This is a genomic window from Pseudomonas paraeruginosa (assembly GCF_003025345.2).
In the GTDB taxonomy this organism is placed as follows: domain Bacteria; phylum Pseudomonadota; class Gammaproteobacteria; order Pseudomonadales; family Pseudomonadaceae; genus Pseudomonas; species Pseudomonas paraeruginosa.
Genome location: NZ_CP020560.1, coordinates 3,204,477 through 3,224,653, shown reverse-complemented (window position 1 = coordinate 3,224,653; position 20,177 = coordinate 3,204,477). Strand labels below are relative to the sequence as shown.

20 protein-coding genes and 1 pseudogene are annotated in these 20,177 nt (G+C 66.8%); 12 read left to right on the top strand and 9 right to left on the bottom strand.

Annotated features, from left to right (window positions below):
• Positions 1 to 127: 127 nt before the first annotated feature.
• The 3 genes from B7D75_RS15240 to B7D75_RS15225 all read right to left on the bottom strand — a co-directional run bounded on the left by B7D75_RS15240 (position 128) and on the right by B7D75_RS15225 (position 4,336).
• Positions 128 to 2,023 (bottom strand): di-heme-cytochrome C peroxidase, encoded by a 1,896-nt coding sequence (locus tag B7D75_RS15240; RefSeq protein ID WP_058135042.1) that lies wholly within the window; start codon positions 2,021 to 2,023, stop codon positions 128 to 130.
• Positions 2,024 to 2,326: 303 nt separating this feature from the next.
• Positions 2,327 to 2,461 (bottom strand): hypothetical protein, encoded by a 135-nt coding sequence (locus tag B7D75_RS29950; RefSeq protein WP_003088290.1) that lies wholly within the window; start codon positions 2,459 to 2,461, stop codon positions 2,327 to 2,329.
• A 777-nt stretch (positions 2,462 to 3,238) separates the two neighbouring features.
• Positions 3,239 to 4,336, bottom strand: a complete 1,098-nt coding sequence (locus B7D75_RS15225) for a GNAT family N-acetyltransferase/peptidase C39 family protein (protein ID WP_034082993.1) — start codon at positions 4,334 to 4,336, stop codon at positions 3,239 to 3,241.
• 190 nt (positions 4,337 to 4,526) lie between these two features.
• Between B7D75_RS15225 and B7D75_RS15220 the strand changes: the two genes are divergently transcribed.
• Positions 4,527 to 6,014, top strand: coding sequence for a RimK family protein (locus B7D75_RS15220; protein ID WP_107114183.1), 1,488 nt, complete (start codon positions 4,527 to 4,529; stop codon positions 6,012 to 6,014).
• Between the two features lie 162 nt (positions 6,015 to 6,176).
• Here B7D75_RS15220 and B7D75_RS29400 read toward each other — a convergent pair whose 3' ends face one another.
• Positions 6,177 to 6,347: a hypothetical protein gene (locus B7D75_RS29400; protein WP_162184771.1), complete on the bottom strand. Its 171-nt coding sequence runs from the start codon at positions 6,345 to 6,347 to the stop codon at positions 6,177 to 6,179.
• Here B7D75_RS29400 and B7D75_RS15215 point away from each other — a divergent pair.
• Genes B7D75_RS15215 through rbsK form a run of 5 tightly spaced genes read left to right on the top strand, consistent with a single transcriptional unit; the run spans position 6,291 to position 11,793 of the window.
• Positions 6,291 to 7,223, top strand: coding sequence for a sugar ABC transporter substrate-binding protein (locus B7D75_RS15215; RefSeq protein ID WP_235560641.1), 933 nt, complete (start codon positions 6,291 to 6,293; stop codon positions 7,221 to 7,223). The two genes, B7D75_RS29400 and B7D75_RS15215, sit on opposite strands and share 57 nt — an antisense overlap.
• A gap of 21 nt (positions 7,224 to 7,244) precedes the next feature.
• On the top strand, positions 7,245 to 8,777 hold the full coding sequence (locus B7D75_RS15210; protein WP_053814060.1) for a sugar ABC transporter ATP-binding protein: 1,533 nt from the start codon (positions 7,245 to 7,247) through the stop codon (positions 8,775 to 8,777).
• Positions 8,778 to 8,800: 23 nt separating this feature from the next.
• A complete protein-coding gene (locus B7D75_RS15205) occupies positions 8,801 to 9,796 on the top strand; it encodes an ABC transporter permease (RefSeq protein WP_034082988.1) in 996 nt (331 codons plus the stop codon).
• A gap of 3 nt (positions 9,797 to 9,799) precedes the next feature.
• Entirely contained in the window at positions 9,800 to 10,813 is a 1,014-nt protein-coding gene (locus B7D75_RS15200; RefSeq protein ID WP_012076073.1) for a LacI family DNA-binding transcriptional regulator, read from the top strand.
• A gap of 53 nt (positions 10,814 to 10,866) precedes the next feature.
• Positions 10,867 to 11,793 carry a ribokinase gene (gene rbsK, locus B7D75_RS15195; RefSeq protein ID WP_107114182.1) on the top strand — a complete coding sequence of 309 codons (927 nt, stop codon included), beginning with the start codon at positions 10,867 to 10,869 and terminating at the stop codon, positions 11,791 to 11,793.
• A gap of 109 nt (positions 11,794 to 11,902) precedes the next feature.
• Here the strand turns inward: rbsK and B7D75_RS29780 are convergent.
• From B7D75_RS29780 to pnuC, 3 genes and pseudogenes are all read right to left on the bottom strand, one after another.
• Positions 11,903 to 12,004 (bottom strand): annotated as a pseudogene (locus tag B7D75_RS29780) (hypothetical protein); the annotation flags it as partial.
• 269 nt (positions 12,005 to 12,273) lie between these two features.
• On the bottom strand, positions 12,274 to 12,801 hold the full coding sequence (locus tag B7D75_RS15190) for an AAA family ATPase (protein WP_012076070.1): 528 nt from the start codon (positions 12,799 to 12,801) through the stop codon (positions 12,274 to 12,276).
• Positions 12,798 to 13,373, bottom strand: coding sequence for a nicotinamide riboside transporter PnuC (pnuC, locus tag B7D75_RS15185; RefSeq protein ID WP_033997158.1), 576 nt, complete (start codon positions 13,371 to 13,373; stop codon positions 12,798 to 12,800). Before pnuC ends, B7D75_RS15190 begins: the two co-directional genes overlap by 4 nt.
• 281 nt (positions 13,374 to 13,654) lie before the next feature.
• Between pnuC and B7D75_RS15180 the strand changes: the two genes are divergently transcribed.
• Together B7D75_RS15180 and B7D75_RS15175 are read left to right on the top strand one after the other, a co-directional pair.
• On the top strand, positions 13,655 to 14,488 hold the full coding sequence (locus B7D75_RS15180; RefSeq protein WP_033997156.1) for an undecaprenyl-diphosphate phosphatase: 834 nt from the start codon (positions 13,655 to 13,657) through the stop codon (positions 14,486 to 14,488).
• A gap of 74 nt (positions 14,489 to 14,562) precedes the next feature.
• Positions 14,563 to 15,279 (top strand): DUF1294 domain-containing protein, encoded by a 717-nt coding sequence (locus B7D75_RS15175; RefSeq protein WP_052151154.1) that lies wholly within the window; start codon positions 14,563 to 14,565, stop codon positions 15,277 to 15,279.
• 10 nt (positions 15,280 to 15,289) lie between these two features.
• On the opposite strand, the gene B7D75_RS15170 is transcribed toward B7D75_RS15175, so the two are convergent.
• The gene (locus tag B7D75_RS15170; RefSeq protein WP_053814057.1) at positions 15,290 to 16,225 is read right to left on the bottom strand and encodes a LysR substrate-binding domain-containing protein; all 936 of its coding nucleotides are present in this window, start codon (positions 16,223 to 16,225) and stop codon (positions 15,290 to 15,292) included.
• Positions 16,226 to 16,370: 145 nt separating this feature from the next.
• On the opposite strand from B7D75_RS15170, the gene B7D75_RS15165 reads away from it, so the two are divergent.
• A complete protein-coding gene (locus B7D75_RS15165) occupies positions 16,371 to 16,979 on the top strand; it encodes an FMN-dependent NADH-azoreductase (protein WP_012076064.1) in 609 nt (202 codons plus the stop codon).
• Positions 16,980 to 17,085: 106 nt separating this feature from the next.
• On the top strand, positions 17,086 to 17,352 hold the full coding sequence (locus tag B7D75_RS15160; protein ID WP_003156016.1) for a hypothetical protein: 267 nt from the start codon (positions 17,086 to 17,088) through the stop codon (positions 17,350 to 17,352).
• A gap of 130 nt (positions 17,353 to 17,482) precedes the next feature.
• On the opposite strand, the gene B7D75_RS15155 is transcribed toward B7D75_RS15160, so the two are convergent.
• Positions 17,483 to 19,069, bottom strand: coding sequence for an ABC-F family ATPase (locus B7D75_RS15155; RefSeq protein ID WP_107114181.1), 1,587 nt, complete (start codon positions 19,067 to 19,069; stop codon positions 17,483 to 17,485).
• A gap of 304 nt (positions 19,070 to 19,373) precedes the next feature.
• On the opposite strand from B7D75_RS15155, the gene B7D75_RS15145 reads away from it, so the two are divergent.
• A complete protein-coding gene (locus tag B7D75_RS15145) occupies positions 19,374 to 19,709 on the top strand; it encodes a hypothetical protein (protein WP_003156012.1) in 336 nt (111 codons plus the stop codon).
• A gap of 81 nt (positions 19,710 to 19,790) precedes the next feature.
• Complete coding sequence (locus B7D75_RS15140; protein WP_003156011.1) at positions 19,791 to 20,162, top strand: 5-carboxymethyl-2-hydroxymuconate Delta-isomerase; 372 nt, start codon at positions 19,791 to 19,793, stop codon at positions 20,160 to 20,162.
• Positions 20,163 to 20,177 lie beyond the last annotated feature (15 nt).

Sequence of the window (20,177 nt, the reverse complement as noted above, 5' to 3'; positions counted from 1 at the left end):
TGGCTGGGGGCTTTCATTCTTTTGGGGTGGGAAGCGCTGCCCGATTGCCTCTCCCCAGCCCAGGTCCCGGAGGGCGTGGGCTGGTTCGGAGCGGAGAGGGGCGGCGTGCGTTGCTCCACTTCCTGGTTCAGCGTTGCGCGGTCCGTTGCTCCGGCGCCGGGCATTTCGGGCCGGGCGTCCAGGGTGGGGTCTGGGCCGGGACCAGGCGGCGTTCGAATTCGGGGTTGCCGAGCACTTTCAGGTATTCCACCAGCGCCCAGCGTTCTTCCGGGCTGAGGGCGCGGCCGATCACACCGTTCTGCCGGCAGCCGTCGCGGAATTCGTGGCCGCTGTTGCGGTTGCCGGTAATGCGGGTGTCGAGGAGGAAGCCGCCAGGGAATTTCTCGGTGCGGAAGCCGACGAATTTCGGATCGAATTCGAAGGTACCGACGTAGAACTGCGGCGAGCGTTCGGCGGCCGGGGAGAGCAACTGGAACAGGTTCGGCACCGAGCCGTTGTGCAGGAACGGCGGAGTCGCCCAGGCTCCGTCCAGCGGACGGGCCTTGTAGGCGCGCAGTTCCTGCACGCCGATCGGCAGGTCGAAGCCGTTCATGGTCTTCTGCTGTTCCGGCGGAATGCCGGCATCCCGATAGGCGCGCTGCTCGACGAAGGCGGTGATGTAGGCCAGGCCCTTGGCCGAGGACAGTTGCGAGAGGTCGAGTTGCTGCGGATCGGCGCCGATCAGCTGGACGTTCATCCGCGCCAGTTCGTCGACGCTCCAGCCGAGCTTGCGCAGGTCGTAGCGGTGGTCGGCGATGTTGTCGGCGGTGGTCGGGTCGGTGCCGATCACCTCGGTGGGCACCATGTGCATGCGCCACTCGGGATTGCGTCCGGGGGCGGCGTATTCCGCCGGTTGCACCTTGGGCGCATGGCAGAAGGCGCAGTTGGCTTCGAACAGGGCGCGACCCTGGGAGGCACGTTGCAGGTCGATGCGGCCGAACAGGTCTTCCGGCCAGGTCGGCGGTTTCAGCTGTTGCAGGGTTTCTTCCAGGGCGTGCAGGTCGTGCAGGCGCACGCTGGAGGCGTAGCGCTGCTCGCCCTGCAACGGCTGGCCATGCTCGTCGAAAATCCGCAGGCGCGCGCCGACGCCGAGGGCCTCGCCGATGTTGCGCGCCATCGGCTGCATGGCCGAGCCGTTCCATTGCACCCAATCGAACTTCCAGATGTCCCACACCTGCGGATAGCTCACCGGGGCGTTGGCGACGCGGTAGTTGCCCGGGTCGATGGCATCGCCGAAGACGCTGTTGGCGATGCGCCCGAAGGCGTCGGTGCGGCCGGGGCCTTCCTCGGTGGGGTAGAGGTGGCGGCGGGTGTCGTTCCAGGCGGTGCGCAGGAGGGTGTCGAGCACCGCCTTGAAGTCGGCGCGCAGTTGCGCCTTGTCCTGTTCGTAGCGCTCGCCGAGGACCTTCCTGGCGAAGCGGTTGAACTTGAACGGGTTGTAGTAGGTGGCGGCCATGCTCGCGCCGAGCGCCTGGCCGAAGGCCCCGCCGCGCAGCGTCGGCACGGTGGCGGCGATGGAGTGCATGGCGGCGCCGCCGTCGATGCGCAGCGCCTTGCCCTGGTAGCGCAGCTCGCCGGTGTGGCAGGCGGCGCAGGTGATGTCCAGGTAGCGGGTGCCGGTCTGCTCGTCGCGGTGCTGGCTGAAGCCCACCGGCAGGTTGCCGGGGTTGAGCTCGCTGGGTTTCTGCCGCGGGTCGACGAGGAAGCCGAAGCGGGCGAGGTATTCGGGGGCGGCGAAGGGGTCTTCGGAGAGGGGCAGTTCGAGGGCGGTGAACCAGTCGTAGTGCAGACCTTTCACCAGGGTGCCCTGGGGTGTGTAGTAGAAGCGCTGGCGGGCGTCGTCCTGCCACTGCGGCAGGTAGCGTACTTCGCTCGGCGCCTGGTAGCGCGGCAGGTTGGGGTTGGCGACGTAGTAGAGCAGTACGCCGAGCGCCGCCAGTACGATCACGCCGACAACCAGCAGAGCCTTCTTCACGGTGCGCATCGGGAACGTCCTTGTAGGCCTTTTTTGCGCATCGTTATGCCAAGGCGTCGGCATATTGGCAAGCTGCTATCAGCTTTTTTGACAAGGTTTTCTTGACGGCGAACAGGTGAAACGTTTTTGCATCGCCCAACCAGGCAGGTTGCCGACGAATGATTGGCGTTTCGCTGGAGAACGGCGTGGAACGGGAAGGGCAGGAGGGAGGCCGCCGGCGGCCCGCCGGTCAGAGACCGGAAAAGGCCAGCCAGGCGATGATCGCGGCGTAGAGCATCCAGGTGGGGTCGGTGCGGCGGTCGAGCAGGGCTTTCATTTCTTCGCCTCCGCGCTCCAGAAGCCTTGGGCGTTGCGGAACGGCTGGCGGGCCAGTTGTTCCAGGCGGGTGATGCCGTCGGCGCGCATGGCGTTGATCAGGGCCGAGAAGGATTTGGCGGAGTAGCTCATGGTGTCGTCTCCAGTTCCGTTCTGGTTATTCGGGGATCTGGCGACCATGTAAACATCGGCGCTGGCGAATGAAAAATGGATAGTCTCACTAGCCACTATCGATGGAATTGATGGGGCGTATTCATCACGGTGGCGAGGAGGCTGATTCACCCGAGAAATCTTTCATCAAACAGGCACATACCGACTGAGTTTCATCCTTCTAATCTATTTCTGTAGTTGTTGATGAAGTCTCGATGTGTCGCTTTCCAGTAGTGGTGTGGGAGTTTTCTGAAGCTGCGCAAGAGTAATTGTCTTCTATTAAATTTCACCATTATTCTTTTCTGGTTTTCATGTCAAACAAAGGACAAAGGGAAGAATCATGGGGTATGGACGACTTGTATCTGGCGTAATTGTGGCTCTTTCTCTGTCTGCATGCGCCTCCATGTCCGTTACGGATGCGCAGCTGAAGCAGAGTACGGCATTTGCGCTCGGCCTGGAGCAGGACGAGTTTGTGATTTCCAATCGCGTGGACTCTGGCATAAAGAGCAGTTATACGGTGAAGACGAAGGACGGTCGCCAATATAATTGCTATGTGGAAGGGATGATAAGCTTCTTTGGTAGATCGGTTTCCGATGCCGTCTGTAGCGAAAAGGGCAAGCCTGTGGGTAATCCATTCATGAGGTAAGTGACGCTGGCGCTCGGAGTCAATATGTCCGGCCCTGATCGAAAGCGTTCGGGTCGCGGGCAATCTTTGTTGGCGTTCTGCAAGCAGGCCCTCGCTATTGGCGAGGGCCTGCTTCATTTCGCGTTGAACAGGATCACCGCCGCGCGCAGCTTACTGCGGCCGAAGCGGCTCATCTTGTCGAACTCGGCGTGGCTCACCGGGATGTGCTGGCAGTCCAGCGGCTGGCGGTGCTGGCTGTGGTCGACGTCGGGGTCGTGGAGGTAGACGAAGTCCTCGTCGTAGTGGGTGACCAGCACCCAGTGCGGGGCCTTGGAGCGGGTCAGGCGGTAGCTGCTGATCAGCACCAGCGGCTGGCCGCCCCTGGCTAGCTGGCGCGGGATGTCGAGCCGGGCCGAGCGCTTCTGCTCGACGCCCGAGGCGTCGAGTTCCTCGCAGAAGTCCTCGTGGACCAGGCGCATCACCGCCTTCTTGTCTTCGTTGCGTACGCCGTCGAGGAACAGCGGGCCGCTGGCGGAGAGCACCAGCTTGACCCGGAAACCGCGCCGCCAGGCAGCCAGCGCCAGGCCCTGGGGGCTACAGCCGCCGTGGCCGGCGGTCATGTAGATGGTGGTCGCCTCGCGCCACAGGCGCAGTTCCTCGCGGCGGGTCAACTGGCGCTCCGGTTGCAGCGCGCCCATGGCCATCAGCAGGCAGGCCGGGCCGCAGGTGAAATCGGTGGTCTGCCGGTAGAAGGGCACGTGGCGGCGCTGGTCGTGGCCGGGGTTGCGGATGCGTTTCTCGAAGCGCAGCGCTTCGCTGTGGTCCTCGTAGTAGTCGCGCACGGTGGCGAAGGGACGGTAGCCGTTGCGCTCGTAGAGGGCGATGGCGCCACGGTTGTCCGGGCGCACTTCCAGGCGCATGTAGGCGCGGTCGTTGTCCCGCGCGGCCTGCTCGGCGGCTTCCAGCAGCTTCTGGCCGAGGCCGATGCCGCGGGCGCGCGGGTCGATGGCGATGGAGTAGAGGCGGGCCAGCGAGGTGCCTTCGTGGAACAGCACCAGGGCGTAGCCGAGCACGCCGCCGTCGCCCTCGGCGACCGTCAGGCTGGCGTGGGCGCGGGTGAGCATCCACTGGAAGTTGCGGCGGGACAGGCGATCGTAGTCGAAGCAGCGGTTTTCCAGCTCGACCAGGGCGGACAGGTCGTCCACGCCGGCCGGGCGGAGGGTCAGGTTCATAGCGCTCTCCACGGCCGCGGGCGGGAACTTCCGCGCGGGCGTGCTGTAATGGGTGCTGTACGTTTCGGTTTGCTGGCGGGCGCCATAGAGCGGTTTCGCAAGGGATTCCCGCCGAGTATTGGCCGGGATGCGCGCGCCGGCAAGCCGGTTCCGAATGCGCCGTGGTTTCGCTGTCACCCCGGGAGGTGTCGTGAGCAAGCTGTTCATCATCGTGGAACGCAAGGAAGACTGGACGTCCTATTACCCCAGCGAGGATGTGGTCACCGCCCAGGAATACCTGGAACTGCCCATCGACGACGACACCGGCAAGCGGGTACAGGTGATCAACCTGTGCCGGCACTACAAGTACCTGCGCCACGGCTACTACTGCTCGCTGCTCGCCGAGGCGCGCGGGCACAAGGTGATCCCCTCGGTGCGGACGATCAGCGAGCTGGCCAGGAAATCGCTGTACAGCCTGGTCCTGGAAGACCTCGACCGCACCCTGGACAAGGCCCTGGCCGCGCACCCCTACGGCAGCACCGATGGTTTCACCCTGACCCTGTACTTCGGCCGCACCGACATCGAGCCGCTGCAGGACCTGGCGCGCCAGCTGTTCGAGGCGTTTCCCTGCCCGTTGCTGCTGGTGGAGTTCAAGCGCAACCGCGGCTGGCACATCGAGGGCATCAAGCCCGGCGCCATCCACAAGCTGCGCGAGGACCAGGAAGACCTCTTCGCCAACGCCCTGGACAGCTTCAGCCGGCAGATCTGGCGCAAGCCGCGTTCGCGCAAGCCGTTCCGCTACGACCTGGCGATCCTCCACGACCCCGGCGAGGCGTTCCCGCCCTCCGACGCCAAGGCGCTGAAGAACTTCGTGCGGGTCGGCCGCGGCCTGGGCATCGACGTCGACCTGATCGAGCGCAAGGACTATTCGCGGATCGCCGAGTACGACGCGCTGTTCATCCGCGAGACCACCAATGTCGCCGACCACACCTACCGTTTCGCCAAGAAGGCCGAGAGCGAAGGGCTGGTGGTGATGGACGACCCGGTGTCGATCCTGCGCTGCACCAACAAGGTGTACCTGGCCGACCTGCTGCGCCGCCACAAGCTGGGCATGCCGGCCACCGAGATTCTCTACAAGGAGAACCCGCAGGAACTGGAGAAGGTCGGCGAGCGCCTGGGCTTTCCGCTGGTGCTGAAGATCCCCGACGGCAGCTTCTCGCGCGGGGTGATCAAGGTGGAGGACCAGGCGCAGCTGCTGGCGGCCAGCGCCGAGCTGTTCGAGCGCTCGGTGCTGATCCTCGCCCAGGAGTTCTTCTATACCGAGTACGACTGGCGCATCGGCGTGCTCAACCGCAAGCCGATCTTCGCCTGCCAGTACTTCATGTCCAAGGGCCACTGGCAGATCTACGACCACAGCCCGGACGCCGAGGAGGTCAGCGGCGACTTCCGGACCATGGCCGTGCACGAGGCGCCGCGCAAGGTGGTGGAGCTGGCGGTGAAGACCGCCAACCTGATCGGCGACGGTCTCTACGGGGTGGACCTGAAGCAGGCCGGCGACAAGGTGGTGGTGATCGAGGTGAACGACAACCCGAACATCGATTGCGGAGTGGAGGATGTCTACCTCGGCGACGACCTCTACAAGCTGGTGCTCGAGGAATTCGTCCGGCGCCTGGAAGTCAAGCGCCGCGGCTACGACTGACAAGACGATTTCGGCATCGGCGATATAAACGAAGATTCACTCGCGCGGGGAGCGGCGCGGGAGTCCGTGCAAAATAACCTGCGTTCGCTACCGGTAGCGATCTAGAATCCAACCGATCCCGACCGGTTCGCGACAGTTGCTCGTGGCAATTGACAGAATCTGTCAGATCGAAGCATATTCATCTAACGCAAACGTTTGCGCCTGCACGAAAGCCTCAATAAAACGATAAGAAAAGCTGGAGGATACACCATGAAGCGGGTCGCTTCCCGGCGCCTGTTGGCCGCCGTTGTCCTGACTGCCTGTTCCTCGTTCCTGCCCCTGTCCGCCGTCCACGCGGAATCTCCCGAAAAGCCCAGGATCGCGCTGGTGATGAAGTCGCTGGCGAACGAGTTCTTCCTGACCATGGAGGACGGCGCCAAGGCTTACCAGAAGGAGCATGCCGACCAGTTCGAACTGGTCTCCAACGGCATCAAGGACGAAACCGACACCTCCAGCCAGATCCGTATCGTCGAGCAGATGATCGTCTCCGGCGTCGATGCGCTGGTGATCGCGCCGGCCGATTCCAGGGCGCTGGTGCCGGTGGTGAAGAAGGCGCTGGAGGCCGGCATCGTGGTGGTCAACATCGACAACCGCTTCGACCCGCAGGTACTGCAGGCGAAGAAACTCAACGTGCCCTTCGTCGGACCGGACAATCGCAAGGGCGCTCGGCTGGTCGGCGAGTACCTGGCGAAGCAGCTGCAGGCCGGCGACCAGGTCGGCATCATCGAAGGCGTGTCCACCACCACCAACGCCCAGCAGCGCACCGCCGGCTTCAAGGACGCCATGGACGCGGCGGGGATGAAGATCGTCTCCCTGCAATCGGGAAACTGGGAGATCGAGAAGGGCAACGCGGTGGCCTCGGCGATGCTCAACGAATATCCGCAGCTCAAGGCGCTGCTCGCCGGCAACGACAGCATGGCCCTCGGCGCGGTATCGGCGGTGCGCGCGGCGGGCCGCGCCGGACAGGTGAAGGTGGTCGGCTACGACAATATCCAGGCGATCAAGCCGATGCTCAAGGATGGCCGGGTGCTGGCCAGCGCTGACCAGTTCGCCGCGAAGCAGGCGGTGTTCGGCATCCAGACCGCGCTCCAGCTGCTCGCCGGGCAAACCCCGGAACACCAGAGAGACGGCGTGGTCGAGACGCCTGTGGAGTTGGTGACCGCGCCCTGACGGTCCCGAGGGAGTCTTTCCATGTCTAGCGACGCATTGCCGCTGCTGAGCATCCGCGGGGTCGGCAAGACCTACGCGCAGCCGGTGCTGGCGGAGATCGACCTGCAACTGTTCGGCGGCGAGGTGCTGGCCCTGACCGGCGAGAACGGCGCCGGCAAGAGCACCCTGTCGAAGATCATCGGCGGCCTGGAGCGTCCCGGCTCCGGCAGCCTGGAGCTCCTTGGCCGGCCCTACGCCCCGGGCAGCCGCCGCGAGGCCGAGGCGCTCGGCGTGCGCATGGTGATGCAGGAACTGAACCTGTTGCCGACCCTGTCGGTGGCGGAGAACCTGTTCCTCCACGACCTGCCGCGACGCGCCGGCTGGATCGACCGCCGGCGCCTGCGCCAGGCGGCCGGCGAGGCGATGGCCCAGGTCGGCCTGGAAGCGATCGACCCCGACACCCTGGTCGGCGACCTCGGCATCGGCCACCAGCAGATGGTCGAGATCGCCCGCAACCTGATCGGCGACTGCCGCCTGCTGATCCTCGACGAACCCACGGCGATGCTCACCGCGCGCGAGGTGGAGATGCTCTTCGAGCAGGTCGAGCGCCTGCGCCGGCGCGGCGTGGCGATCGTCTACATCTCCCATCGCCTGGAAGAACTGGCGCGGATTGCGCAACGCATCGCCGTGCTGCGCGATGGCCGGCTGGTCTGCGTCGAGCCGATCGCGCGCCATGACGCCGATCAGCTGGTGACCCTGATGGTCGGCCGCGAGCTGGGCGAACGCCTCGACCTCGGTCCGCGGCGCCTGGGCGCGCCGCTGTTGCGGGTGGAGAAGCTGAGCCGGCGCGGCAAGGTGCACGAGGTATCGTTCGAGGTCCGGGCGGGGGAGATCTTCGGTCTCTCCGGCCTGATCGGCTCCGGACGCACCGAATTGTTGCGCCTGATCTATGGCGCCGACCGCGCCGACGGTGGTCAGGTCCTGCTCGGCGACCCGCCGCAGCGCCTGAGCCTGCGTTCGCCGGCCGACTCGGTGCGCCAGGGGGTGGCGCTGATCACCGAGGACCGCAAGGGCGAGGGCCTGCTGCTGAGCCAGTCGATCAGCGCCAACCTGGCCCTGGGCAACCTGCCGGCGCTGGCCCGTCACGGGATAATCGACCGGCGCCGCGAGGAGGCCCTGGCGCGGCGCCAGGTCGAGGCACTGCGGGTGCGCTGCGCGGACATCGGGCAGGCGGTCGGCGAGCTGTCCGGCGGCAACCAGCAGAAGGTGGTCATTGGCCGCTGGCTGGAACGCGACTGCCAGGTGCTGCTGTTCGACGAGCCGACCCGTGGCATCGACATCGGCGCCAAGTTCGACATCTATGCGCTGCTCGCCGAGCTGACCCGCCAGGGCAAGGCGCTGGTGGTGGTGTCCAGCGACCTGCGCGAGCTGATGCTGATCTGCGACCGCATCGGCGTGCTCTCGGCGGGGCGCCTGGTCGACATCTTCGCGCGCGACGCCTGGAGCCAGGACGCGCTGCTGGCGGCGGCCTTCGCCGGCTACCGGAAACGCGACGCGCTGCTGGCGACGTCGTGAACATGCAACGCAAGGAACCAGAAATGAGCGACCCGACCTCTTCCGCCTCCATCGCCACGCCGCCGCCGCGTCGTGGCAACTGTTTCGGCCTGGGCACCTACCTCGGCCTGGCCGGCGCGTTGCTGGCGATGATCGCGCTGTTCTCGGCGCTGAGCAGCCACTTCTTCAGTTATGGCACCTTCCTCGCCATCGCCAACCAGATCCCCGACCTGGTGGTGCTGGCGGTTGGCATGACGTTCATCCTGATCATCGGCGGCATCGATCTCTCGGTGGGCTCGGTGCTGGCCCTGGCGGCTTCGGCGGTGAGCCTGGCGACCCTCGGCTGGGGCTGGGGTGTGTTGCCGGCGGCGCTGCTCGGGATGGCCTGCGCGACCCTGGCCGGCTGCGTCACCGGCTCGATCACGGTGGCGTGGCGGATTCCCTCGTTCATCGTTTCCCTCGGGGTACTGGAGATGGCCCGCGGCCTGGCCTACCAGATGACCGACTCGCGCACCGCCTATATCGGCGACGCCTACGCCTGGCTGTCCAACCCGCTGGCCTTCGGCATCTCGCCGGCCTTCGTGATCGCCCTGCTGGTGATGTTCGCCGCCCAGGCGGCGCTGACCCGCACGGTGTTCGGGCGCTACCTGATCGGCATCGGCACCAACGAAGAAGCGGTGCGATTGGCCGGTGTGAACCCGAAACCCTATAAGATTGCAGTATTCGCCCTGATGGGGCTGCTCGCCGGGTTGGCCGCGCTGTTCCAGATCTCGCGTCTGGAGGCGGCCGACCCCAACGCCGGGGTCGGCCTGGAGCTCCAGGTCATCGCCGCGGTGGTGATCGGCGGCACCAGCCTGATGGGCGGGCGCGGTTCGGTGGTCAGCACCTTCTTCGGCGTGCTGATCATTTCCGTATTGGCGGCGGGGCTGGCGCAGATCGGTGCGTCGGAGCCGACCAAACGAATCATTACCGGGGCGGTGATCGTGGTAGCGGTGGTGCTGGATACCTACCGCAGCCATCGCGCCCGCAGAAAGGGCTGAACGATGGCGACAATGAAGGACGTGGCGGCGATGGCGGGGGTTTCCTTCACCACCGTGTCGCATGTGGTGAACAGGACGCGGCCGGTCAGCGACGCGGTGCGCAAGAAGGTCGAGGACGCCATCGCGCAGCTGCACTACGTGCCCAGCGCCGTGGCGCGCTCGCTGAAGGTGCGCACCACCTCGATCATCGGCCTGCTGGTGCCGAACAGCACCAACCCGTATTTCGCCGAGCTGTCGCGTGGCATCGAGGATTGCTGCGAGCGCAACGGCTACTGCGTGATCCTCTGCAATTCCGACGACAACCCGCAGAAGCAGAGCAACTACCTGCGAGTGCTCCAGGAGAAGCGCATCGACGGCCTGGTGCTGGCTTCCGCCGGCGGCGACGGCGCGCTGGCCAAGGGCCTGGCGAACATGCGCACGCCGACCGTGATCGTCGACCGCGAGGTGGAGGGGGTGGAGGCCGACCGGGTGCAGATCGACCACGAGATGGGCGCCTACCTGGCGACCCGCCACCTGCTCGAGCTGGGCCACCGCGACATTGCCTGCATCGGCGGGCCGCTGTCGACCAAGGTCTCGACGCTGCGGGTCGAGGGCTACCGCCGGGCGATGGCCAGGGCCGGCCTGGAGGTGCGCCCGCAGTGGCTGCTGGAAAGCGAGTTCAGCAGCCCCGGCGGCTACCACGCGGCGCTCGGCCTGCTGGGCGGCGCGGGCGAGCGGCCGACGGCGGTCGTCGCCGGCAACGACATGATCGGCATCGGCGTGCTGCGCGCCGCCGCCGAACTGAATATCCGCGTACCGCACGAGCTGTCGGTGATCGGCTTCGACGATATCGAGCTGAGCCGCTTCGTGTTTCCCGCGCTGACCACGGTCGGCCAGTCGATCCGACTGCTTGGCGAGATCGCCGCGCAACTGCTGTTGCAGCGCATCGCCGAGCGCGAGGAGCCGATGCAGCGGCGGGTGGTGGCGCCGGCGCTGGTCCTGCGCGAATCCACCGCGCCGCCGCTGGTGCGGGTCTGAACCGGGCGCCGGGGGCGCCCTCGCTAGAGAGAGGCTGGAACAAGGACGCAACGATGCAAGCGAACGTACTGGTGGTGGGCAGCCTGAACATGGACCTGGTGGTGCGCGCGCCGCGCCTGCCCCGGGGTGGCGAGACTCTCGCCGGGCAGTCCTTCGCCACCATTCCCGGCGGCAAGGGCGCCAACCAGGCGGTGGCCGCGGCGCGCCTCGGCGCGCAGGTGGCGATGATCGGCTGCCTCGGCGACGACGCCTACGGCGACCAGCTCCACCGGGCTCTGCAGGCCGAGGGCATCGACTGCCAGGGGATCGAGCGGGTGGCCGGGGAGTCCAGCGGGGTGGCGCTGATCGTGGTCGACGACAGCAGCCAGAACGCCATCGTCATCGTCGCTGGCGGCAACGGCCACCTGTCGCCGGCCGTACTGGCGCGCCACGAGCACTTGCTGGAACAGGCGCAGGTGGTGGTCTGCCAGCTGGAGAGCCCGCTGGAGACGGTTGGCCATGTGCTGCGCCGGGCCCATGCGCTGGGCAAGACGGTGATCCTCAACCCGGCGCCGGCCACCCGCGAGGTGCCGGCGGACTGGCTGCCGCTGGTGGACTACCTGGTCCCCAACGAGACCGAAAGCGAACTGCTCTGCCGCCTGCCGGTGGACTCCCTGGAGAGCGCCGGGCGTGCCGCCGAGCGCCTGCGCGCAATGGGTGCCGGCAGGGTGATCGTCACCCTCGGAGCACAGGGGGCGCTGTTGGTGGGCGAGGGACGGGTCGAGCATTTCCCGGTGGCGCGGGTCAAGGCGCTGGATACCACGGCCGCCGGCGACACCTTCGTCGGCGGCTTCGCCGCGGCCCTGGCGCGCGGCCTCGACGAGGCGGCGGCGATCCGCTTCGGCCAGGCCGCCGCGGCGATCTCGGTGACCCGTCTCGGTGCGCAGACCTCGATCCCCTCGCGCGCGGAAGTCGAGCGGGCGCTCGCTGGCGAGGCCTGAAAGGGAAGGTGCCGTTGCCGGGTGCCGGCGGATTCGCCTGTGGCGTTATCCGCCCTGCGCAGCTACGTGATGATCGTTCCCAGGCTCACGCATCCCCTTGAGGAGTAGGCATGCCCAGGCCGAAATAGCTGGCGTTGGCGTCGCTGCCGCTGACGATCTGCCACTCCTGGCCGCCCTGCCTGATCTTGCTCTTCTGGCTGCTGAGCCCTGATCAGCGTTGCAAGGGAACGAGCATGGGGCCTGCCGGTTCGAGCCTTTCCCTGGCGATCAAGGACTTGGCCGCGCGGGATGGGGCGATGGGAGTAAGTGTTTCAACCTTGCAACGGCGGGCCGGCGGCAACCGCTGAAGGGCGCCTGCCGGTGGGCATGGCGAGGGCTGTTTCAATGCCGAGACAGCGTTCCGCGTTCTCTCGCCGAGCGCGCTACGGCAAGGCTTCGTCGGCCCAGCCGCTGTATCGTCGGTGTGACAGGACGGCCCCGTCAGTCATCGTCGAGCAATTGCTCGACGGCGGCGAAGGCCTGCCGCTGGCGCTCCGCCCAGTCGCCGGCGATGGTCCGGTAGGCTTGTCGATGATCTTCCAGCCAGGCGCGGCAGGCGCGATGGAATGCCTGGCGCTGCGCCAGTTCCGGCTGGCAGCGCTGGCCGTCGGCGCTCCAGGCCACGCCTTCCGGCGAGAGCAGCAGGTGGAGGTCGTAGCGCCGCCGCAGCAGCGCGGGTTCGAGCCAGTGCGGGCAGTCGCCGAAGAGAATCCGACTCCAGAGGATGTTGCTCAGCAGGTGGGTATCGAGGACCAGCAGCGCAGGTCGCTCCGCGCGGGCGGCATCTTCCCAGGCCAATTGCCCGCGGGCGATGGCGGGGATGTCGGCGTAGCGGGTGTCGCGGCGCTGTTCTTCGATGAAGTGGCGGACGTACTCGCCGACCACTCGGCCACCGAAACGGGCCTGGACCTGTTGCGCAAGCCAGCTCTTACCGCTGGACTCGGGCCCGGTGAGCACCAGCACCTTCATGCGGCGACGCCCTCGCGCAATGCCGGGTCGCGGCGCCAGGTGCGCCAGCCGTGGATCGCCAGCAGGGTGAAGAGGGCGTAGAGGGCGGCGGTCAGGTACAGCGCCTTGCTGGCGAAGAGCGCCACGAACAGCAGGTCCACCACGATCCACAGTGGCCAGCACTCCAGGCGTTTCTGCGCCATCCAGCATTGCGCGACCAGGCTGAAGGCGGTCAGGCCTGCGTCCCACCAGGGGCTGGCGGCGTCGGTGTGGGTCGCCATCAGGTAGCCGAGCGCGCCGCTGCCAGCCAGCCCCGCGGCAAGGCCGAGCAGCCGCTGCGGGTTGCTCAGGCGGCTCACCGAGCGGCCGTCGTGGCGTTGCCCGCCGCGTGTCCACTGCCACCAGCCATAGAGCTGGAGGGCCGCGTAGACCACCTGCAGGAGCATGTCCGAGTAGAGCTTCACCTCGAAGAAGATCCAGGCATAGAGCAGCACCATCACCAGCCCGATGGGCCAGCACCAGGGGTTCTGGCGGACAGTCAGGTAGACGGCGATGACGCCGAGCGAAGCGGCGAAGAGTTCAAGGGGTGACACGGAAGGCCCTCATGCGACGAGGGCGCATTGTAGCCAATGTGCCCGCCGTGCCGGGAAGTGGCGTGTCGGAAGGCTGTCTCGGCAGTTTCGCCCAGCGGCCGCAGTGCAAGAATTACGAGATTCCCTGGTTGCCGCTCTGGTAGCATGCCCGCCGGTTTCGACTTCGGGCGTGGGGGAACTGGTCGGGTTCCTTGGAGTCGTAAGGCCTTCTCAAAAGACGGCGACTGTTTCGCCGAGAACAACGAAAGCGTGTTCGGGACAAGTAGTGGAAGGGGGAGAATATGGAGTGGTGGACTGCTTTCCAGGCGTTCATCCTGGGTGTGGTGGAAGGGTTGACCGAGTTCCTGCCGATTTCCAGCACCGGGCACCAGATCATCGTCGCCGATCTCATCGGCTTCGGCGGTGAACGCGCCAAGGCGTTCAACATCATCATCCAGCTGGCGGCGATCCTCGCCGTGGTCTGGGAGTTTCGCGGGAAGATCTTCCAGGTCGTGCGTGACCTGCCGAGCCAGCACCAGGCTCAGCGCTTCACCGTCAACCTGCTGATCGCGTTCTTCCCGGCGGTGATCCTCGGCGTGCTGTTCGCCGACCTGATTCACGAATGGCTGTTCAATCCGATCACCGTAGCCCTGGCGCTGGTGGTGGGCGGGGTGATCATGCTCTGGGCCGAGCGCCGCCAGCACGTGATCCGCGCCGAGCATGTCGACGACATGACCTGGAAGGACGCCCTGAAGATCGGCTGCGCGCAATGCCTGGCGATGATCCCGGGCACCTCGCGCTCCGGCGCGACGATCATCGGCGGCCTGCTGTTCGGCCTGTCGCGCAAGGCGGCCACCGAGTTCTCGTTCTTCCTGGCGATGCCGACCATGGTCGGCGCGGCGGTGTACTCCGGCTACAAGTACCGTGACCTGTTCCGTCCCGAGGACCTGCCGGTGTTCGCCGTCGGCTTCGTCACCTCGTTCGTCTTCGCCATGGTGGCGGTGCGCGCCTTGCTGAAGTTCATCGGCAACCACAGCTACGCGGCCTTCGCCTGGTACCGGATCGCCTTTGGCCTGCTGATCCTGGCGACCTGGCAGTTCCACCTGATCGACTGGAGCACCGCCGGCGATCTGTGAGGCTCCGTGCTGCATGGGAGAAAGGCGCGGCTCCGGTCGCGCCTTTTTTCGTTCGGCCGGCGCCAATGGCTAGAATGCTGCGCGACAGCATTAGCGAGCGAGGACACATGGAAAAGCCTGGCATGATCAGCCGCTGGTACGACGACAAGGGGTTCGGTTTCATCCAGCCGAAGGCCGGCGGCGAGGAGATCTTCCTGCACATCTCCGCCTTCCGTGGCGACCGCCGGCCGCTGCAGGGCGACCAGGTCTGGTTCCTCGCCAGCCAGGACGCGCGGGGTCGGTTGCGCGCCGAGCGGGCGCGGCTGGACGCGCTGACCCTCGACCCGCCCCGTGTCCGCCGTGGTGCCCAGGCCCCGGTGACGCGGGCCCAGGCGCGTCCGCCGGCGGCGCCGGCGCATGCCTTGCAGCGGCCGTTGGCCAAGTCGCTGGTCCTGTTGCTGCTCTGCGTGCTGCCGGCCGCCGGCGCCTGGCGCATGCACCTGGATGGCCAGGCGCTCTGGCCGCTGCTGGCCTATCCGCTGGCCAGCCTGCTGGCGTTCGCCCTCTACTGGCAGGACAAGCGCCGCGCCGCGCGCGGCGACTGGCGGACTCCGGAGGCTCGCCTGCACCTCTTCGAACTGCTCGGCGGCTGGCCCGGCGCCTTGATCGCGCAGCAGGTCTTTCGGCACAAGACCCGCAAGATTTCCTTCCAGCTGCTGTTCTGGGGCATCGTCCTGCTGCACCAGCTGTTCTGGCTCGACACCCTGCTCGGCGGGTGGCTGTCCGCCACGCTGCTGCAACGGCTTAGCTGAGCGGCGTGGCTCAGTCGCTGGCGCGCCGATAGGCCGGGCCGGCTTCTTCCGCGGCGCGCTGCAGGGCCTCCACGAGAAAGTCGAGCAGCGCCCGGATCGCCGGCACCTGGCTGCTGCGCGGCAGGTAGGCCGCCTGCAGGGTGCTCTGCGGCAAGGTCCAGTGCGGCAGGATGCGTATCAGGCTGCCCTCGGCCAGCTCCTTGTCGCAATAGCCTTCGGGCATCAGGGTCACGCCCAGGCCGGCGATGGCGGCTTTCTTGCGCAGGAGAAAATCATCGACGCCCAGGCGCGGTTCGCGCGCCAGGTGGTAGCGGCTGCCGTCCGGCCCGATCAGGGTGGCGTGGACCTTGCGGTCGTTCTCGATAGCGCCGAGGAAGGGCAGGTCGGCGAGATCGTCGGGATGTTCCAGGCGGCGTCCGCCGATCAGCGTCGGCGCCGCGAGGATCTGCGTGGTCGCCGGGACCAGCCGGCGACAGACCAGCGCCGGGTCCTCGTCACCGATCTCGCGCACGCGCAGGGCTACGTCCACGCCTTCGTTGAGCAGGTCGACCCGGCGGTTGGTCAGGAGAATCTCCAGTTGCACCAGCGGGTGGCGTTCGAGAAACCGCGGCAGCAGGTCGGCGAGGTTGCTCGAGGCCATCGCCACCGGGGCGGACAGGCGTAGCCGGCCGCGCGGCTCGACGCTCAGCTCGGCGATCACCTGGTCGGCCATCTCCGCCTCCAGCAGCAGGTTGCGGCAATGCTGCAGGTAGCGCTCGCCGACCTCGGTGAGCGCCAGCTTGCGCGTGGTGCGGTGCAGCAGGCGGACCTGCAGGCGCTCCTCGAGTTCGGCGATGCGCCGCGACAGGCGAGACTTGGGGATGCCGATCTCGCGTCCGGCCGCGGCGAAGCCTCCGCATTCCACCACCTTGGCGAAGTAGTACAGGTCGTTGAGATCGTGGGACATGGCCGCGCTCCGTTGGGAAGTGGGAGATTGTCCTATGGGTGGGACGAATAGTCATGTTCTTGCCGACTAATCGACGATTGCTCTTGCGGGTAGGATGCAACCCACTCGATCGCCGACCCGCGGTCCCCACTTCCAGGAGCGAACCATGAAACTGTTGCACATCGATTCCAGCATCCTCGGCGACGCTTCCGCTTCCCGCCAACTGGGCGCCGAACTGGTCCAGGCCTGGCGCCAGAACGAGCAGGGCCTGGAGGTCAGCTACCGCGACCTGGCCGCCGACGCCGTGGCCCACTTCTCGGCGCTGACGCTGGCCGCCGGCGGCACCCCGGACGAACTGCGCGACGCCGCGCAGAAGCACGAGGCCGCACTGAGCGAAGCGCTGCTGGAGGAGTTCCTCGCCGCCAACGTGGTGGTGATCGGCGCGCCCATGTACAACTTCACCATCTCCAGCCAGCTCAAGGCCTGGATCGACCGCGTCGCGGTGGCCGGCAAGACCTTCCGCTACACCGAGAACGGTCCGGTGGGCCTGGCCGGCGACAAGAAGGTGGTAATCGTCTCCACCGCCGGCGGCCTGCACGCCGGCCAGCCGAGCGGCGCGGCGCACGAGGGCTACCTGCGCACCGTGCTGGGCTTCTTCGGCATCACCGACATCGAGGTGGTCCGCGCCGAAGGCCTGGCCTATGGCGAGGAACCCCGCGCCCAGGCCATCGCCGCCGCCCGTCGGCAGATCGCCGAGCAGTTCGCCGCGGCCTGATCCCCGCGTCAGCGCAGAACCCCGCCTCGGCGGGGTTTTCGCGTTGTGCGCGGCACCGCGCTGCGTGTAGATTGGCCGGACAATTACAAGCACAAGGAACCGGCCTGTGAACGCGTGTTACTGCCGCAACTGCGGCGCCCGAGCGACCCGTCTCGTCGAGAGCGGCATCTGCGAAGCCTGCAAGCGGCGCTCGGACATCAACCCGAAGAACGTCCTGATCGCCGCGGCCCTGATCGTCTACATCGGGGTGAACGTGGCCGCCTACATCAAGGACCATCCGCCCCGCGAGCTGACCGCCGAGCAGCGGGCGAAGATCGCCGAGGGCCAGCGCCTGGCGACCCGCGCGGCGATGATGGCCGGCTACGTCGACTGAGTCCGGCCGCTGGAGCAATTTCCGGGATGACCGCGCGTGGGGGCGGGGCGTCTGCGGCCATCCGCCGGGACGGGACGGCGGGCAGGAAAAAGCCCCGCGGATGCGGGGCTTTTCGTTGCGCGTCCTTGGATCAGACCACGCCCTGGCTGCGCAGGTAGTCGTCGTAGCTGCCGCTGAAGTCGGTCACGCCGTTCTCGCCCAGCTCGATGATGCGGGTGGCCAGCGAAGAAACGAACTCGCGGTCGTGGCTGACGAAGATCAGCGTGCCCGGATAGTTGTCCAGCGCCAGGTTCAGCGCCTCGATGGACTCCATGTCCAGGTGGTTGGTCGGCTCGTCCATCACCAGCACGTTGGGGCGCTTGAGGATCAGCCGGCCGAACAGCATGCGGCCCTGCTCGCCGCCGGAGATCACCTTCACCGACTTCTTGATCTCGTCGTTGGAGAACAGCATGCGCCCGAGGGTGCCGCGCACCAGTTGTTCGCCGCCCTGGGTCCACTGGGCCATCCAGTCGAACAGGCTCATGTCGTCGGCGAAGTCGTCGGCATGGTCCTGGGCGAAATAGCCGACGTCGGCGCTGTCGGTCCATTTCACCTCGCCGCTGTCCACCGGCAGGTCGCCGACCAGGCAGCGCAGCAGGGTGGTCTTGCCGATGCCGTTGGGGCCGATGATGGCGACTCGCTCGCCGGCCTCGACCTGCAGGCTCAGGCCCTTGAACAGCGGCTTGCCGTCATAGCCCTTGCCGATGTTTTCCACGGTCACCGCCTGGCGGTGCAGCTTCTTGTATTGCTCGAAGCGGATGAACGGACTGACCCGGCTGGACGGCTTGACCTCTTCCAGCTGGATCTTGTCGATCTGCCGGGCGCGGCTGGTGGCCTGCTTGGCCTTGGAGGCGTTGGCCGAGAAGCGGCTGACGAAGGATTGCAGCTCGGCGATCTGCGCCTTCTTCTTGGCGTTGTCCGACAGCAGACGCTCGCGGGCCTGTTCGGCGGCGGTCATGTACTCGTCGTAGTTGCCCGGGAACAGGCGCAGCTCGCCGTAGTCCAGGTCGGCCATGTGGGTGCAGACGCTGTTCAGGAAGTGGCGGTCGTGGGAAATGATGATCATGGTGCTGTTGCGCGCGGTGAGCACGCCTTCCAGCCAGCGGATGGTGTTGATGTCCAGGTGGTTGGTCGGTTCGTCGAGCAGCAGCACGTCCGGGTCCGAGAACAGTGCCTGGGCCAGCAGCACGCGCAGCTTCCAGCCGGGAGCGACGGCGCTCATCGGGCCGAAGTGCTGCTCCAGCGGGATGCCCAGGCCGAGCAGCAGCTCGCCGGCGCGGGACTCGGCGGTGTAGCCGTCGAACTCGGCGAACTGGACTTCCAGCTCGGCCACCGCCATGCCATCTGCCTCGCTCATTTCCGGCAGCGAGTAGATGCGGTCGCGCTCGGCCTTCACCGCCCAGAGTTCCTCGTGGCCCATGATCACCGTGTCGATGACGCTGAAGTCCTCGTAGGCGAACTGGTCCTGGCGCAGCTTGCCCAGGCGCACGTTGGGTTCGAGCATGACCTGGCCGGCGCTCGGCTCCAGGTCGTTGCCGAGGATCTTCATGAAGGTCGACTTGCCGCAACCGTTGGCGCCGATCAGGCCGTAGCGGTTGCCGTTGCCGAACTTGACGGAAACGTTCTCGAACAGCGGCTTGGCGCCGAACTGCATGGTGATATTCGCGGTGGAGATCAACTTCTTTACCTATAGAGGACTTACGCACGCCTGGACCATGGCGATACCGGTCTGGTACCGGTTCTCGGCTTTCCGCTTCGCTCCATCTGGAGCATGGGTCGATCCTGCGGGCATTCGTGGAGTGCCGCAGCCAGCGTCATGACGTGGCTGTAGCGCGATGAAGGCGGGATGTGATGCCTGGCATTCGGCGAATTGTCTCACAGGTGCGCCTGCCGTTGCATGACAGCGTGCGCCGAAGCGGTTTTTCCCGCTGCCCGGCAGGTGGTAGAGTCCCGTCTTCCGCTCATCCGCAAAGGACTCCCCGATGAAGCCCGCTGTTCTCCCCGCGTTGTTGGTTCTGTCGCTGCTGGGCGGTTGCGGGGATTCATCATCGGACGGAAAGGCTGCTTCCGGGCCGCTGGCCCTGCGCTGCGGAGACTTCGGCGAACTCGAGGTGATCGACGGTTTCGCCAGTCTCAAGCTGCCCGACGGCAGCAGCGTCCAGTCGCTGGGCGGCGATGTCCGCAGCCTCGCCGATGGCCAGGCGCTGAGCGCGATTTCCTATAGCGACGGTTCGGTCCTGTACCGCCAGGCGGGCGACTCGGCCGGCTACCTGTACACACCGGCCAAGGGCCAGCGGCAGGCCTGCGAGACGCGTTGAGCCGGGGCGCGGAAGCCGACTGTCGCATCCCTTGCCCACTCGCTAGAATCCCGCTTCCCATTCCCCGCAAGGCCCGCCAGCATGCCGCATCTCGTCATCGAAGCCACCGCCAATCTCCGCCTCGAAACTTCCCCCGGCGAACTGCTGGAGCAGGCCAATGCCGCGTTGCTTGCCTCCGGGCAATTCGGCGAAGCGGACATCAAGTCGCGTTTCGTCACCCTGGAGTCCTACCGGCAGGGCACCGCGGCGGTCGAGCGCGCCTACCTGCACGCCTGCCTGTCGATCCTCGATGGACGCGACGCGGCGACCCGGCAGGCGCTGGGCGAGGCCGTCTGCGAGGTGCTCGCCGGAGCGGTGGCGGGCGGCGGCGAGGAGGGCGTGCAGGTCAGCGTCGAGGTGCGCGAGATGGAGCGCGCCAGCTACGCCAAGCGGATCGCCGCCGGCCGCAACTGAGTCCTTCCGAGCGCC